The organism is Agromyces protaetiae (assembly GCF_030866785.1).
Lineage (GTDB): Bacteria > Actinomycetota > Actinomycetes > Actinomycetales > Microbacteriaceae > Agromyces > Agromyces silvae.
Genome location: NZ_CP133018.1, coordinates 387,262 through 402,799 on the forward strand (window position 1 = coordinate 387,262; position 15,538 = coordinate 402,799).

At 69.6% G+C, this 15,538-nt stretch carries 15 protein-coding genes; 9 read left to right on the forward strand and 6 right to left on the reverse strand.

The genetic code is table 11. The annotated features are described in order from the left end of the window. Nucleotides 1-65: 65 nt before the first annotated feature. Nucleotides 66-1,241, reverse strand: a complete 1,176-nt coding sequence (locus QU602_RS01850; protein ID WP_308798450.1) for a LacI family DNA-binding transcriptional regulator — start codon at nt 1,239-1,241, stop codon at nt 66-68. Between QU602_RS01850 and QU602_RS01855 the strand changes: the two genes are divergently transcribed. The 8 genes from QU602_RS01855 (at nt 1,240) to QU602_RS01890 (ending at nt 9,557) form a co-directional block, all read left to right on the forward strand. Further along, a complete protein-coding gene (locus QU602_RS01855) occupies nt 1,240-2,151 on the forward strand; it encodes a serine hydrolase (RefSeq protein ID WP_308798451.1) in 912 nt (303 codons plus the stop codon). The two genes, QU602_RS01850 and QU602_RS01855, sit on opposite strands and share 2 nt — an antisense overlap. Continuing rightward, complete coding sequence (locus QU602_RS01860) at nt 2,148-3,086, forward strand: hypothetical protein (protein WP_308798452.1); 939 nt, start codon at nt 2,148-2,150, stop codon at nt 3,084-3,086. Before QU602_RS01855 ends, QU602_RS01860 begins: the two co-directional genes overlap by 4 nt. 5 nt (nt 3,087-3,091) lie before the next feature. Then, a complete protein-coding gene (locus tag QU602_RS01865) occupies nt 3,092-4,798 on the forward strand; it encodes a peptide ABC transporter substrate-binding protein (RefSeq protein ID WP_308798453.1) in 1,707 nt (568 codons plus the stop codon). 82 nt (nt 4,799-4,880) lie between these two features. Further along, nucleotides 4,881-5,843: an ABC transporter permease gene (locus tag QU602_RS01870; protein WP_308798454.1), complete on the forward strand. Its 963-nt coding sequence runs from the start codon at nt 4,881-4,883 to the stop codon at nt 5,841-5,843. Then, complete coding sequence (locus tag QU602_RS01875) at nt 5,836-6,672, forward strand: ABC transporter permease (protein ID WP_308798455.1); 837 nt, start codon at nt 5,836-5,838, stop codon at nt 6,670-6,672. Before QU602_RS01870 ends, QU602_RS01875 begins: the two co-directional genes overlap by 8 nt. Next, nucleotides 6,669-7,673: an ABC transporter ATP-binding protein gene (locus QU602_RS01880; RefSeq protein WP_308798456.1), complete on the forward strand. Its 1,005-nt coding sequence runs from the start codon at nt 6,669-6,671 to the stop codon at nt 7,671-7,673. The genes QU602_RS01875 and QU602_RS01880 overlap by 4 nt, the downstream gene beginning before the upstream one ends. After that, a complete protein-coding gene (locus QU602_RS01885) occupies nt 7,670-8,716 on the forward strand; it encodes an ABC transporter ATP-binding protein (RefSeq protein ID WP_308798457.1) in 1,047 nt (348 codons plus the stop codon). Before QU602_RS01880 ends, QU602_RS01885 begins: the two co-directional genes overlap by 4 nt. A gap of 43 nt (nt 8,717-8,759) precedes the next feature. Continuing rightward, nucleotides 8,760-9,557 carry an LLM class F420-dependent oxidoreductase gene (locus QU602_RS01890; RefSeq protein ID WP_308798458.1) on the forward strand — a complete coding sequence of 266 codons (798 nt, stop codon included), beginning with the start codon at nt 8,760-8,762 and terminating at the stop codon, nt 9,555-9,557. A 73-nt stretch (nt 9,558-9,630) separates the two neighbouring features. On the opposite strand, the gene QU602_RS01895 is transcribed toward QU602_RS01890, so the two are convergent. The 4 genes from QU602_RS01895 to QU602_RS01910 form a co-directional block, all read right to left on the reverse strand. After that, complete coding sequence (locus QU602_RS01895) at nt 9,631-10,596, reverse strand: ABC transporter substrate-binding protein (RefSeq protein WP_308798459.1); 966 nt, start codon at nt 10,594-10,596, stop codon at nt 9,631-9,633. Between the two features lie 67 nt (nt 10,597-10,663). Beyond that, on the reverse strand, nt 10,664-11,473 hold the full coding sequence (locus QU602_RS01900; RefSeq protein ID WP_308798460.1) for an ABC transporter ATP-binding protein: 810 nt from the start codon (nt 11,471-11,473) through the stop codon (nt 10,664-10,666). A gap of 1 nt (nt 11,474) precedes the next feature. Beyond that, a complete protein-coding gene (locus tag QU602_RS01905) occupies nt 11,475-12,305 on the reverse strand; it encodes an ABC transporter permease (RefSeq protein WP_308798461.1) in 831 nt (276 codons plus the stop codon). After that, nucleotides 12,302-13,690: a dihydroorotase gene (locus QU602_RS01910; RefSeq protein WP_308798462.1), complete on the reverse strand. Its 1,389-nt coding sequence runs from the start codon at nt 13,688-13,690 to the stop codon at nt 12,302-12,304. The genes QU602_RS01905 and QU602_RS01910 overlap by 4 nt, the downstream gene beginning before the upstream one ends. 80 nt (nt 13,691-13,770) lie before the next feature. Between QU602_RS01910 and QU602_RS01915 the strand changes: the two genes are divergently transcribed. After that, on the forward strand, nt 13,771-14,718 hold the full coding sequence (locus tag QU602_RS01915; RefSeq protein ID WP_308798463.1) for a LysR family transcriptional regulator: 948 nt from the start codon (nt 13,771-13,773) through the stop codon (nt 14,716-14,718). On the opposite strand, the gene QU602_RS01920 is transcribed toward QU602_RS01915, so the two are convergent. Beyond that, on the reverse strand, nt 14,696-15,430 hold the full coding sequence (locus QU602_RS01920; protein WP_308798464.1) for a DUF4097 family beta strand repeat-containing protein: 735 nt from the start codon (nt 15,428-15,430) through the stop codon (nt 14,696-14,698). The genes QU602_RS01915 and QU602_RS01920 overlap by 23 nt on opposite strands. Nucleotides 15,431-15,538 lie beyond the last annotated feature (108 nt).

Consider the following 15,538-nt stretch of genomic DNA (forward strand, 5'->3'; position numbering starts at 1 on the left):
AAACAGCAATATATCAACATGCTCACGAAGAGTCCAGGAGAGGTCGAACCGCTCGGGGTGTCGAGTCAGCGGGCGGTGGAGTCGCGGGCGATGAGGCGGCCCGGCACCGCGCGATGCTCGAGGGGTGGGGCGCCCTCGAGGCGGGCCAGGAGGAGTGCCACCGCCTCGCGGGTCACGTCTGCGGGGCGCAGGTCGAGGGCGGTGAGGGGCGGTGTGGAGGTGCGCGCCTCTGTGCTGTCGATGCCGACCGCGAGCATCAGGTCGTCCGGAATGCTCAGGTCGCGTTCGGCGGCGGCGGAGCGCGCGCCCGCCGCGATCCATTGCGCGAGTGCGAAGACCGCGTCTGGCGGATCCGGGCGATCCAGGAGCTCGCCGATGGCCGCGGCGACGCTCGCCGGATCGCGGTCGCCCCGGACGCGGATCAGCCGATGCGGGCCTCCGTCCGCGGCGATCCACTCCTCGGCGGCCGCGTCGGTGCCGTCGACCCAGGCCCACGGGAGCTCGGGGGTCACGACCGCGATCCGCCGTGCCCCGCTCGCGCGCAGATGATCGAGCATGCGGATGGTGTTGGCGTAGGTGTCGACCTTGACCGCCCATGCGTCACCGCGTGTCGGGTCGTCGTCGAGGCTGACGGTCGGCAGGCCGGCCGCCTCGAACAGCGTGAGCCGTCGGTCGTCATGGCGAGCCGAGACGACGATCGCTCCGTCCATCGCGAGGCGCCGCAGTTCGGGGAGTCCGCGCAGCGGTGGCAGCACGATGAGGGCGTGCTCGTGCTCGAAGGCCGTGGCCACCGCGGCCATCGTCACTTCCATGTAGTAGTCGACCGCGAAGTACGCTGCTGGGCCCGGGCGCGCGTCACCGTCGTCCGGGAGGGCGAGGCCGATGGTGCGGGTTCGCCCGGATCTCAGATTGAGCGCGGAGATGTTCGGCGCATAGCCGAGAGCCTTGGCCGCGTCGAGGACGCGCGCGCGGGTCTCGGGATTGATGCGGCCCTTGTCGTTCAGCGCGTGTGAGGCGGTCGTCAGCGAGACGTTCGCGCGTTTCGCGACATCCCGGATGCTCGCCCGACCTGCTGACGCCATCTCGCCTCCTCGCCGGGTTCTCCGATGTCCCGTGCTCACGATATCGCTCGATGGTCTTGACTGCCAAATGGTTTTGGCTTTAGTGTCCCATCTCAATCGACCGACCGATTCCGGTTCGACCGCAGCACCCCGCCGACGACGAGAGAGCGTGACGGACATGACGGTGATTCACCCCAGCACGCGACCGCTCGACCCGCTCGACGCGCTCGCCGAGCGGCTCGAACCACTGAGCGCGGCGCAGCCGTTCACCACGGTCTGGAGTGTGCGGGACCTCGCGACCGGAGCGGCGATCTCGCGGGACGGTGAGCGGGTGGTGCCCTCGGGGAGCACGCGAAAGGTCGCGATCCTCGCCGCCGCGCTCGCCGAGGCGCATGCCGGACGACTCGACCTCGAGCAGACGGTGGTCGTCGACGAGCGGTTCCGCGACGAGGTCTTCACCGGATCGCTGCAGCGCCTCGAGCCCGGCGTCGTCCTGCGCGTCCAGGATCTGCTCACGCTCATGATCATCTGGAGTGACAACCTCTCGACGGCCCACATCGTCGAACTCGTGAGCCTCGACACCGTGAACGCGTACTGCGCCCGGCTCGGCCTGCACGGCACCGCGCACCGCCACGCACTCATCCCGGCGCTGCCGGCCGACCACCCCGTCGAGGCGACGAACGCGACGACGACCGATGACCAGGTCGCCCTGCTCACCGCGCTGGTCCGCGGGAGCACGAGCGAATCCGCGGCGGCCGAGCTCGGGCTCAGTCCGAACCTGTGCCGGCTCGCACTCGAGATGCTCGACGGCCAGCAGCACCGGAACGGCCTGCCGGCGTTCCTGCCGAACGAGGTCCGGGTCGGCCACAAGAGCGGGCGCGGGTGGCGCGACTTCAGCGACGTCGGCGTCGTCTACGACGGCGACCGGCCCGCGTTCGCGATCGCCGTCGCGACCGACGGGCTCTCCGGTACCGACGCCGACGGGCTGCCGGTCATCGTCTCGGCCGTCCGGTACGTGGCCACGGTCAGCCGCCTGGCGTGGGAGGCGCTCGTGCGCGACCGTGCCGAGTCGGACGGAGGTGCCGCATGACGCTCGGCTACTACGACCGCGGCGCCACGCCCTTCTACGCCTGCCGCCTCGACCAGCGGTTCTCGTACTGCCTCTACGTGCCCGAGGACTACGACGAGGCCGCAGACGAGCGGTACCGCCTGATCGTCGCCGTGCACGGCACCAACCGGCCTGCCTCCGAGTACCGCGACGTCTTCGCCGCGTTCGCCCGCGAGCAGCAGTGCATCGTGCTCGCCCCGCTCTTCCCGGTCGGCGTCACCGGGCCGTTCGAGCTGAACGACTACAAGTTCATCTCGTACGGCGGGGTCCGGTTCGACCACGTGCTGATCTCGATGGCCGACGAGGTCGCCGAGCGCTACCGCATCCACGACCGTTGGCTCATGCACGGCTTCTCGGGCGGGGGCCACTTCACCCACCGCTTCCTCATGCTGCACCCGGACCGCCTGCTCGCCGCATCGATCGGCGCGCCGGGCATGGTGACCAGGCTCGATCGCACGCTGCCGTGGTGGACGGGCATCGCCGACGTGCGTGAGCGATTCGGCATCGACGTCGACCCGGCGGCCATGGCCGCGGTCGCCGTGCAGATGGTCGTGGGCGCCGACGACGTCGCGACCTGGGAGATCACGCTCTCCGAGGACGACCCCCGATGGGTGCCCGGCGCCAACGACGCCGGGCGCACCCGGATCGAGCGGATCGTGGCGCTCCGCGAGAGCTTCGAGGCGCACGGGATCGCCGTGCGACTCGACACGGTGCCCGGCGCGCACCACGAGGGGTGGAAGCTCATCCCCGCCGTCACCGAGTTCTTCGGCGAGGTCCTCTCGGCGGACCATCCGCCTTCGACGACGACATCCGCACCACCCGCGACATCCGCACCACCCGCCCCACCCGAACCATCCGCACCATCCGCACCATCCGCACCATCCGCACCACCTCGACCCCTCGACCAAGGAGTGTGAACGGAATGCACGCGATCTCTACCCGTACCCGCCGGCGCCGGCTCGGCGCGCTCGCAGGCGCGGCCCTCTCAGCCCTGCTCGTGACCGGCTGCGTGGCAGGCGACACCGACGACGCCGACGGCGGCTCGACCGCCGGCGGCACCGCGGTGCTGGCCATGCTCCAGGAGCCCGGCTCGATGAACCCCGTCTTCAGCAACGAGGGCGCCGCGGTGCTCTCCACCGGCCCCGTGCTCGAACCCCTGTTCACGCCGCTCGCCGACGGCACGTACGAGCCGCTGCTCGCCGCGGAGCTGCCGAGCGTGGAGAACGGCGGGATCTCCGAGGACGGGCTCACCATCACCTTCGTCCTGCGTGAGGGCATCACCTGGTCTGACGGCGAACCGCTCACCTCGGAGGACCTGGTGTTCACGTGGGAGGTCATCAACGATCCGGAATCCGCGACCGCCTCGCGCCCGGCGTACACGAAGGTCGCGGGCATCACCGCCGTCGACGAGCAGACCGTCGAGGTCACCATGACGGCCGTGAACCCGCTCTACCTCGACCTGTTCCAGTCGATCCTGCCCGCGCACCGGTTCGAGTCGACCACGATCCCGATCAACGACCCGCTCGCTCGTCTGCCGCTCGGCACCGGGCCGTTCGTCTACGGCGAATGGCGCACGGGGGACACGCTCGAGCTGGTCAGGAACGACGCGTACTGGCGCGATCCGGAGCTGCCGGCGCTCGCAGGCATCACCTGGAAGATCGTCGCCGATCGCGAGACCGCGATCACCTCGCTGGCGCGGGGCGAGTACGACGGGCTCTGGTGGCTGCTCGCGGGCGACGTCGAGGTGCTGCAGGCCGAGATCGACGGCGGCGCGCCCGTCGAGCTGCTGCAGTCGGACCAGCAGGGGCTGCCCGAGTGGATCTGGTACAACCACACCGACCCGGCGAACCCGACCCAGCCGCACCCCGTGCTGGGCGACCTCGCCGTGCGCGAGGCGATCGACGCCGCGATCGATCGCGAATCGATCATCGAGACGGTGCTCAAGGGGAACGCCGAGCTCACCGGCGGCCTCATCAACGTCGGGCAGTACCGCTGCGACGTGCCGGTCACCGAGTTCGACCCGGCCGCGGCGAACGCAGCGCTGGACGCCGCGGGCTGGGTTCCCGGAGCCGACGGCGTCCGGGAGAAGGACGGCGTGCGCGCGAGCCTGCGCTTCACCACCGTGAGCGGATCGCAGCAGCGGGTCCTCTACCAGCAGATCATCCAGGAGAACCTCGCCGACGTCGGCATCGAGGTGGAGATCGCGAACGTCGAGTCGACGGTGCTCTTCGCTCCGTTCGCCGACGGGGGCATGATGGCGACCGGCGACTTCGACCTGCTGCTCACGCTCGACGGCCTGCGCACGCCCGACCCGTCAGAGTTCGTCAGCCGGTTCACCACTGCGTCGATCCCCTCGGCGGAGAACCCCGGCGGGTTCAGCTACACCCGGTGGAGCAACGCGGACTATGACGCCGCCGTGGCCGCTGCCGGGGCGACGCTGGACACGGCGGTCGCGGGGGCCGAGTACGCCACGGCGTGCGAGATCTTCCACGACGAGCGCGTCGCGCTCCCGCTCTACGCGGGGGTGGACACCTACGCCCACAGCCTGACCCTCGCCGACGTCGGCATCGACGCCTGGGGCGGCATGTGGCAGAACCCGGGCATCGCCGAGTGGCGGATCGCCGACTGATCGGATCGCGCGGCTGACCGCCTCGGAGCGGTCAGCCGCGGGGCGCTGACGAAGCGCCCGGCGCTGACGAAGGAGGGACCGGATGGGATACGCGCTCAGACGCATCCTGCAGGCCGTGCCGTTGCTGTTCGGCGTGAGTCTCCTGTGCTTCCTGCTGCTGCAGATGACCCCGGGCGGGCCGCTGTCGACTGGTGAGGGCGCGTCGAACATGAGCGAGCAGCAGCTGGCCGCGCTGCGCGCTGAGCTCGGCCTGGACGATCCGCTGCCGGTCCGCTACCTGAACTGGGTGGGCGGGATCCTCACGGGCGACTGGGGCGAGTCCTACCGCAACGGACGCCCCGTGCTCGAGCTGGTCGCCGAACGCGTCCCGGTCACGCTCGGGCTCACGCTCACGGCCTTCGTCGTGTCCATCCTGCTCGCGGTGCCGATCGGGGTCCTCGCGGCCCGGCGGAAGAACTCCCTGTTCGACCATGTCGTGACGGGAGCCTCGTTCGCCGGGCTCGCGACCCCGAGCTTCTGGCTGGGGATCATGCTGTTGCTCGTCTTCTCGTACGGGCTCGGCTGGTTCCCGGCGCAGGGCATCAGCGACCTGCGGGCCGGCCATCAGGGGATCGACGCGTTCTGGGACACGGTGCGCCATCTCGTGCTGCCCGTCACGGTGCTCGCCCTCATCTCGACCGCCCAGCTCACCCGGTACGTGCGCGCCTCGATGCTCGAGGTGCTCGATCAGGACTACATCCGCACGGCGCGTGCCGCCGGCCTGCTGAATCGGACCGTGGTGTTCGACCATGGGCTGCGGGCGGCCTCGATCCCGGTCGTGACGGTCGCGATGCTGAGCATCCCAGAGCTCTTCCTCGGCGCGGTCGTGACAGAGACGGTGTTCTCGATTCCGGGGATGGGTCGCCTCTTCGTCGACTCGGCGGGTGCGCGCGACTATCCGGTGCTCCTCGGGATCCTCGTCGTCGCCTCGGTGCTCGTGATCCTCGCCAACCTCGCGGCCGACCTGCTGTACGCCGCGCTCGACCCGAGGATCCGCCATGCGTGACGCGCTCCGTTCCTTCCGCAGCCACGGCGCCGCCGTCGCCGGCGCGATCGTGCTCGGGGCGTTCGTCCTCGCCGTCGTGTTCGGGCCGATGCTCCTGCCCTACGGGCCGAACGAGATCGACCTGCCGGCTGCCGACTCACCGCCGAGCCTCGCGCACCCCTTCGGCACCGACGACCTGGGCCGGGATCAGCTCACGCGGATCCTGGTGGGCGGCCGGCTGACCCTCGCGACGGCGGCCGTGGCGGTGCTGGTGGCGATCGTGCTCGGCATCGTCGTCGGGCTCGCCGCGGGCTACGTCGGACGGTGGCTCGACAATGTGCTCATGCGCGGGGTCGACGTCTTCTACTCGGTGCCCAGCCTCTTCGTGGTGATCCTGCTCGTCGCGCTGATCGGGCCCGGCTTCTGGACGATCGTGATCGCCATCGCGGCGTTCAGCTGGATGAACACGGCACGGATCGTCCGTGCGACAACGCTCTCGCTCAAGCATCAGGAGTACGTCGAGGCGGCGAGGTCGATCGGCTCGTCGCACGTGCGGATCGCGGTGCGCTCGATCCTGCCGAACGTGCTGCCGCCGGTGATCGTGACCGCGACGCTCGGCATCGCCCTCGCCATCCTCACCGAGTCGGCGCTGTCCTTCCTGGGGCTCGGATTCCAGCCGCCGCTCTCCACCTGGGGCGGCATGCTCCAGGAGTCCCAGCGCGCGGTCGTGCTCCAGGGGCAGTGGTGGCGGGGGTTGTTCCCAGGGCTCATGATCTTCCTCTGCGTGCTGTCGGCGAACTTCGTCGGTGACGGCTTCCGCCACGCCCTCGACCCGAGGAGGACCCGATGACGGGCTCGTTGCTCGACGTCCGCGAGCTCTCGGTCACGTTCGAGTCGAGCGCCGGACCGGTGAACGCCGTCAACGGCGTGTCGTTCGACGTCGCGAGGGGCGAGGCCGTCGCGATCGTCGGCGAGAGCGGATCGGGCAAGTCGGTCACCGCGTTGTCGATTCTGGGACTGCTGCCGGGAGGCCAGCGATCGAGCGGAGAGATCCGGTTCGACGGGCGCGATCTGCGCACGCTCGGCGAGCGCGACCTGCAGCGCGTGCGCGGATCGCAGATCGCCCTGATCCCGCAGGACCCGATGACCTCGCTCAACCCGGTGCTGAGCGTCGGCCGCCAGCTCGGCCTCGCCATCCGACGGCATTCGCGGATGACCCGTGCCGCGGCCCGGGACCGGGCCGCCGAGCTGCTCGACCTCGTCGGGCTGCCGAACGCCTCGCGCCGGCTGAGCGACTACCCGCACCAGTTCTCGGGCGGTCAGCGGCAGCGCATCCTCATCGCGCTCGCCGTATCCTCCGACCCGGCCCTGCTCGTGGCCGACGAGCCGACGACCGCGCTCGATGTGACCGTGCAGGCGCAGATCATCGAGCTCGTCGGCCGGCTCCGCGAGCAGCTCGGCACGGCCGTCGTGTGGATCACGCACGACCTCGGCGTGGTCGCGGGCATGGTCGATCGCGTCGTCGTCATGTATGCGGGCCGGGTCGTCGAGTCCGGACCGACCGCCGCCGTGTTCGCCGACCCGGGGCATCCGTACACGGCGGGATTGCTCAGGTCGCTGCCCCCGCACGACGGCCCGCGGCGTCCCCTCGTGCCCATCACCGGGTCGCCGCCGGATCTGCTGCACCTGAGCCAGGGGTGCAGCTTCGCCCCGCGCTGCCCGTTCGCCGTCGACGCCTGCCGTGCCGCCGTGCCCGCTGCGGTCGAGCTCGCGCCGGGCCATGCGGCCGCCTGCATCCGGACACTCGAGCGCCGGGCCGTCGTGGCCGATCAGACCGGAGGGACGACATGAAGCCCATGCTCGAGGTGCGCGACCTCGTGAAGGAGTATCCCGGCCGGCGCGGGCTCCGCGGCCGAGCGCCCGCGCTGCGAGCGGTCGACGGCATCAGCTTCGACATCGCGCGCGGCCGCACGCTCGGCCTCGTCGGCGAGAGCGGGTCGGGCAAGTCGACGGCGGCGCGGGCGATCCTGCGGCTGCACGAGCCGACCGCCGGGACGGTGCGGCTCGACGGCACCGACGTGACGGCGCTCACGCCCGCCGAGTTGCGTCGGTTCCGGGCGCGCATGCAGATCGTGTTCCAAGACCCGTACGCGTCGTTGAACCCCCGCATGACCGTCGGCCGGGCGGTCGCGGAATCGCTCGAGGTGAACCGCATCGCCACGGAGGCAGGCAGACGTGCTCGCGTGGCCGAGCTCTTCGACCTCGTCGGGCTCGACCGGCGGCACCTCGATGCACGGCCGCACGCACTGTCGGGCGGGCAGCGTCAGCGTGTCGGCATCGCGAGGGCGCTCGCGAGCGGGCCCGACCTCCTGGTCGCCGACGAGGCGATCTCCGCGCTGGATGTCTCGGTGCAGGCGCAGATCGTCAACCTGCTCGTCGGGCTGTCGGCCGAGCTCGGCCTCACCGTGCTGTTCATCTCGCACGATCTCGCCATGGTCCGGCATCTGAGCGACGACCTCGCGGTGCTGTATCTCGGGCGGCTCGTCGAATCCGGGCCGACCGAGCTCATCACGGCCGCCCCGCTGCATCCGTACACGCTGGCCCTGCTGTCGGCCTCCCCGGTGCCGGACCCGGCGGTCGAGGCGCATCGTGAGCGGATCGTGCTCCGCGGAGACCTGCCCGATCCGGCGAATCCGCCGTCGGGGTGCCGCTTCCGGACGCGATGCCCGTTCGCGACCGACCGATGCGCCGTCGAGGATCCGGCGCCGCGGTTCATCGACGGGCGGACGGTCGCCTGCCATCATCTCGACCGGGTCGTCGCGGCCCGCGACGACGTGCTCGACCTCGGCGGCCGCGGGCCGGCGGGGCGTGCGGGCTGGCGCATCGAGGGGTGACGCGATCGGCACCCGCTTTCCCAAACGCACGTAGGGTTAATGGATGCGTCTCGATATACCTGTGCGGCTGGGAGTGCAGGTGCAGCCGCAGCACGCCCCCTACCCGGCCATTCGCGATACGGTGCTTCGCCTCGAGGAGCTCGGGGCCGACCTCGTCTTCAACTGGGACCACTTCTTCCCGCTGACCGGGGACCCGGAAGGCTTGCACTTCGAGGCGTGGACCATGCTCGGCGCCTGGGCCGAGCAGACCGAGCGCATCGAGTTCGGCACGCTCGTGAACTGCAACTCGTACCGCAATGCCGACCTGCAGGCCGACATGGCCCGCACGCTCGACCACATCTCGGCGAAGGGCGGCGCAGCCGGCCGGTTCGTCTTCGGCACCGGGGCGGGCTGGTTCGAGCCGGACTACGACGAGTACGGGTACGACTTCGGCACGGCCGGCTCACGCCTGAACGCGCTCTCGGATGCGCTGCCGCGCGTGCGCGCCCGGTGGGCGAAGCTCAACCCAGCGCCCACGCGCGAGATCCCCATCATGATCGGCGGGAAGGGCGAGCAGAAGACGCTGCGCATCGTCGCCGAGCACGCCGACATCTGGCACTCGTTCGTGCGCCCCGACGAGATCGGCCACAAGCTCGACGTGCTGGCTCGCTGGGGCGATCGGGTCGGGCGGGACGTCTCGCAGATCGTGGTCTCGAACGAGCTGAACCGCGGCGACGTGGCGCGGGCGGACGCCCTCTACGACGCGGGGGTGCGCCTCTTCACGCTCGGTATCTCCGGTCCCGACTACGACCTCGACGGCGTGCGCGACTGGCTGGCCTGGCGCGACGCCAAGAACGCGTGACCCGCTCCGACGCCGAAGACCAGGACGGCCGCCGCAGCGTGTGCGGCGGCCGTAGCCAGGTCGGGGATCGAGCTCAGTTCTCGAGGTAGTTGAGGTCGAAGTACTTCGATGGGTCGAAGTCGCCCAGCTCGCCGCCGTCGACCTCGGCACTGATGCGCGCCACGTTCGTGAGCGCCTCCTCGGGGAACGACAGGTCTGCGCTGAAGATCTCGTTCGTGAAGATGAACTCGTACGCATCCAGCGCGGCCGACGCCTCGACGGAGGCGTAGTCGATCAGCGTCTGCACGACCGCGTCCTCGTTCGACGGGTCGGCGAAGAACGCCGCGGCATCGGCCAGGCCCTGGGTGAAGCCGGCGGCGGCTTCCGGGTTCGATGCTGCCCATTCGGTGTTCACGATCGCCGGCGTCTCGAGCCAGTACTCGTCGTACCAGCCGAGCTCGACTGCTCCCGCCTCCACTGCCGTGGAATCGAACGGCGGAATGAGGAGTGCGCCGTTCACCTGCCCGTTCTGTAGCGCGAGGACGCGATCGCTGGAGTTCGGAATGGCCACCGGCACGAGGTCGTCGGTGGAGACACCCGCGTCCTGGAGCATGTAGACCATCAGGTCGAACGTGCCGCCCTCGGTGGCGCCTGCGGTGACCTGGGCCCCGGCCAGGTCGCCGATCTCGGTGACCTCGGTGTTCCCGTACAACCGGAGTGCCGGTTTCTGGATGAGCGCGCCCGTGATGGTGATCGATGCACCCTCGTCCACCGCCTTGATGACGTTGTCACCCAGGGCGATGCCCGTGTTCGCGGATCCGGATGCGACCGCCTGCACCAGCGCACCCGAGTTCTGCACCTGGATGGATTCGACCTCGACGCCGCGGTCTTCGTAGAATCCCTGGTCCACCGCGATGGCATGCAGCCATTGCAGCGACCCCGGGCCGAGGACGGCGACGCTGACCGGGAGCAGCTCCGTCGAAGCGGCATCGGTCGGTTCTGCGTCGGTGTCGGGACTCCCGGAGGCGCAGGCTGTGAGACCGATGGTCACAGCAGCCACGATGGCTCCTGCTCGGATGAGGCGGCGATTCATCTGTTCTCCTTCTAACGGGGTGGGGTGAGGTGGTTCAGTGTCCGGGTCCGACGCCGAGGCTGTTGCGGACCTCGTCCTCGATGAGGGACCAGATGTGGTCGACGATCGCTCCGAACTCGGGGGTCCGCTTCAGATGCAGGTCGCGAGGACGGTCGAAGGGGACGGTCACGATCTCACGGATCGTTCCCGGGTGAGCGGAGAGCACGACGACGCGGTCCGCGAGGTAGACCGCCTCGTCGATCTGATGCGTGATGAACACCACGGTCTTCTGGTCTGCCGACCAGATGCCCAGCAGCTCGGAGGACATGATCTCCCGGGTCTGTGCGTCCAGTGCTGCGAACGGTTCGTCGAGCAGGAGCACCTGTGGGTCGACGGCCAGAGCACGGGCGATGTTGACCCGCTGTCGCATGCCTCCCGAGAGCTGGCGCGGGAACTGCTTGGCGGTGCGTGCAAGCCCCACGCGTCCGAGTTGCACGGCGGCCAGTCGGCGGGATTCCTTCTTGCTCATCCCGGCCAGGCGGAGCCCGTAGGCGACGTTGTCCTCCACGGTCATCCAGGGCAGGAGGTTGTCACTCTGGAAGACCATCGCCTGGTCGTCACCGGGGCCTTGGACGAGTCGTCCGCCGACGCTCACCCCGCCCGTCGTGGCGGGGAGCATCCCATCGATGACGCGAAGCAGTGTCGACTTGCCGGAACCGGACGCGCCCACGACGCAGACGAACTCGCCGGGTGCGATGTCGAGGCTGACCCCCTCGAGCGCGGTGACCGGTGGGCGCCGCGGGGGTGTGAATGTGAGGCCGACGTTGTCGATGAGGATACGGCCGGACAGGGTATCGGTCGTCATGTCAGTCTTCCCTCCAAGGGGCGAGCCGCCGCTCCAGCGCGGTGAGGGCGATTGATGCGAGCAGGCCGACGGCGCCGAGGACGACGACGTAGCCCAAGAGGCGGGCGGTCTGGTACGACTGGGCCGCGGCGGCGATCGCGAAACCGAATCCGGCGATCGCGCCGAAGAACTCGGCGACGATCACACCGACGAGGGCGCGGGCGAACGCGACGCGGATTCCACTGATGATGAATGGCACCGAATGTGGCAGCGTCACGGTCTTGAGGGTCTGCATCCGCGTTGCACGGAAGGATCGTGACGTCTCGACCAGCGCGGGATCAGCGCTGCGAAGGCCCGCGTCGGTGTTGGTGATGACCGGGAAGATCGCCATCAGGATGATGATGGCGATCTTGCTGGCGATGCCGAAGCCGAGGCCCGCCGTGAACAGCGGTGCGAGGGCGACGATCGGGAGCGAGTACAGCGCGGTGAGCATCGGATCCAGCGTCTGCCGGACCGGCTTGCTCGCAGCGAGGATGGCACCGATGGCGAATCCACCGGCGACCGCGATGGGGAACGCGATCGCGAGCTCCAGCATCGTGGTGCTGAAGTGGGTCCAGAAGATCCCGGAGGCGATCTCTTCGCCGAGGGCGGCGAACACCTCCGTCGGCGGCACCAGGAGCAGCCGGTTCTCGATGACGTAGGTTGCGATCACGTGCCAGAGCACGAAGAAGAGCGCGAGGGACAACACCAGTCGAAGCGTGGCGGCGCCTCGGGTGGCGCCCCCCAGCCACCCGCCGAACGAGCTCACTCCGCCGCGCCGGGTGCTCGGCAGGGCAGCGGTGGTGGTGGTCATACGGTGGCCTCCGCGCGGACCCTGCGGCTCTGGGTTCCCGTACCCGGCTCGCCGACGACGTCACCGTCCTCGAAGACGGTGACCCCGCCCACGAGGGTCCGCACCGGGAGCCCGGTGTAGGTCTGCCCGGCGTACGGCGTGTACCCGATCTTGCTCAGCACCTCATCGTCGGTGATGGTGGCGGAGCGCACCGTGTCGATCAGCACCAGGTCCGCGTCGGCGCCGACGGTGATCTCGCCCTTGCCGTGCAGGCGGAACAGGCGTGCGGGGGCGGTCGCTGCCGCGTCGACGACGCGCTCGAGCGAGATCAGGCCGCGGTGCGCTGCATCCAGGAACATCCGGGCGTAGAACTGGGTCGAGGGGGTGCCGGTGTGCGCCTTCCAGCCGTCCTCCCACCCGACTTCCTTCTCCTCGCGGGTGTGCGGGGCATGATCGGTCGCGATGATGTCGATCGTCCCGTCACGAAGCCCTTCCCAGAGGGGCTCGACGTTCCGGCTCGGGACCCAGTACGACAGCGCATAGGAGCCGAGTCGTTCGATGTTCTCCCAGTCATTGCCGAGGAAGAGCGCCCACGGGTTGATCTCGGCGGTCACCTTCTGCCCGCGAGCCTTCGCCTGCCTGATCAGCTCCACCGAGCCGGCGGTCTGGACGTGGAGCAGGTGCAGGTGGACGCCCGTCGCCGCCTGCATCCGCAACAGGGTCGCGATCGCGGTCTCCCAGATGAGCCCGTCGTGCGCGGCGTACGCCTTGGCGTAGGCGAGCGCATCGCGTTCGCCGCGCTCCCAGTACTGGGCCTCGATGTGGTCCATCAGCTCCTGGTCGTGCGGGTGCACCATCAAGGGAACGTCGGCGGCTGCGCACATCTCCATGATCTCCAGCAGCTTCCCGTGGTCATGCACGCCGATGCCGGGCATGTGCGGGTAGTCGCGACCGGTGTCGACGACCATGAACACCTTGAACGCGGCGATGCCCATCTCGGCCAGCCGGGGGATCTCCTCGACGATCGTCCCGGCCGGATTGATGTTCCAATTGACGATCGCGGAGCGCTCGTACAGGCCGAACATGTCGGAGAGGATCTCGGCGGTGTTGGGCGGCGGGAACACGTTCGGCATCGCCACGGTCGTCGTCACGCCGCCCGCGGCACACGCGGCCGTCACCGAGCGGATGTCCTCCTTGTGCGTGAACCCCGGCTCGCGATGGTGGCTGTGCATGTCGACGAAACCGGGAGCGACGGTGAGTCCGGTCGCGTCGATCGCCGTCGCGGTTTCGGGACCTGTGCCCGGCTCGTGGAGGGCCACGATCCGGCCGTCGCTGATCGCGATATCCGCGGCGACGATGCCTCCCGGTGTGACGACTCGACCATTGGTGATCAGGGTGGTGCTCATGCAAGCTCCTCGGCGTACGAGCGGACAGATTGCTCAGCAAGCTACGCGGGAATTGAGTCGAATGCATTACAACTGAACACATGAGTGATTCGAATCCTGAATCTCTGGATGTGAGCTTCCGCGACCTCCAGATCTTCGTCTCGGTCGCGCGCACCGGCAGTTTCCGCGCCGCCGCAGAGCGCATGTACACCTCTCAGCCGTCGGTCACGCGCGCGGTGGCTCGCCTGGAGAGCACGTTCGGGGAGCAGCTCCTCGATCGAGGCCCTCGAGGAGCGGTCGTCACCGTGGCGGGGCAGACGATGCTCGAGCACGCGCGGCGGCTCGGCGCTCAGATCACCGATCTGCGAGCCGAGCTGAAAGGCGGTGTTCGCAGCTCACTTCGACTCGGCGCGGCGGCCACCGCGGCCGGATCATACCTCGCGCCATTCCTCACACAGTGGATACCCGCGCACCCCACCGTGCGAATCGAGGTGATCGAGGACGGATCAGTGGCACTCCGAGAGCGACTCGCCGCCGGTGAATGCGATCTCGCGATCGTCGCCCTGCCCGCGGGCATCGGGCTTGAATCCGTCGTCGTCGCGGAGGCCGGGGTGCGGGCCTACTTCCCTCCCGGTCATCCGCTCGACACCGGTGAACGTGCGGTGACGATCGAGGAACTCGCTGACCACGCCATCGTGATGAACACCGAGGGGTTCATCGCGGCGCGCCTGTTCAGCCAGGAGTGCGAAGCATCAGGGGTGTTTCCGGAGATCCGGTACCGGTCGCAAGTCGGGCAGACCCTCGCCGCCCTGGCCGATGCCGGTCTCGGGGTCGGGGTCTTCGCCGACTCCGTATCGCTTCGAGGCTTCCAACTCGAGTCCCGGCTCGTGCAGAAAAGCTCTGGCGATCCGCTCGCGTTCACGCTCGCCGCAGCATGGCCCCGGATCGGTACACCGCCGTGGATCGAGGAGTTCGGACGATCCCTCGCTCGGTTCACTCAGGCAACGAAGGGCGAACGCAGGCTGCTCAACCCGCCGGCTCGACCCTGATCGAGCCGTTCGAGGTGCGGAGGTCGATCAGATGGCGGCCGGTGTCGGAGGTCGGGATCCGTACCTCCTCGCGGCCGTTCGAGGTCTGGGTCTCGACGCGATACGACCCGTCGGGCACGCGCACGTCGATCGACCCGTTCGAGCTCTCGGCCGAGACATCCTGTGCGCTCGCCAACTCGAGCTCGACCGAGCCGTTCGACGTGCTGACCTCGACGCCCGTGCCGACCAGGCCCTCGCCCTCGATGCGTCCGTTGGACGACGACGCTCGTACACGGCCGCTGGCCCCGTCGAGCGTGATCCGGCCGTTGGTGGTCTGCATGTCGACCTCTCCGACGTCGGAGAGGTCGATCGCGCCGTTCGCGGTGCGGCCCGTCACGTCGACGCCCTCAGGCACCCGCACCGTGTAGTCGACCGAACACCACCGGCCGCACCCGCTCAGCACGAGCGTCGAGCCGTCGACGGAATACGTGGGCCCGATCGTGCGATTCGCGCGCGTGCTCACCACCCACTCGAGCGACCCCTCGTCGTCGTCGCTGCCGGAGACGTTCACCGAGCCCGATGACGAGTCGACCCGAACCTCGGTGATCGTGGTGTCGAGCTGCGCCGACCCCTCGGTGCGCATGGTCGGCCCGATGATGCCGCAGCCCGCGGTGAGCAGCACCGCCCCCGCGATGCCGGCCGCAGCGACCGAACGCAGCCAGATTGCACGCATGATGCCCTCCCTGCGCGCACAGGGTACCGCGATCCGGCTGCGGCCGCCGCTGCCGCGAACCGCTCGAACGGGCGGATTTCACAGGCGTCACTCGGCGTCGCCGAACCG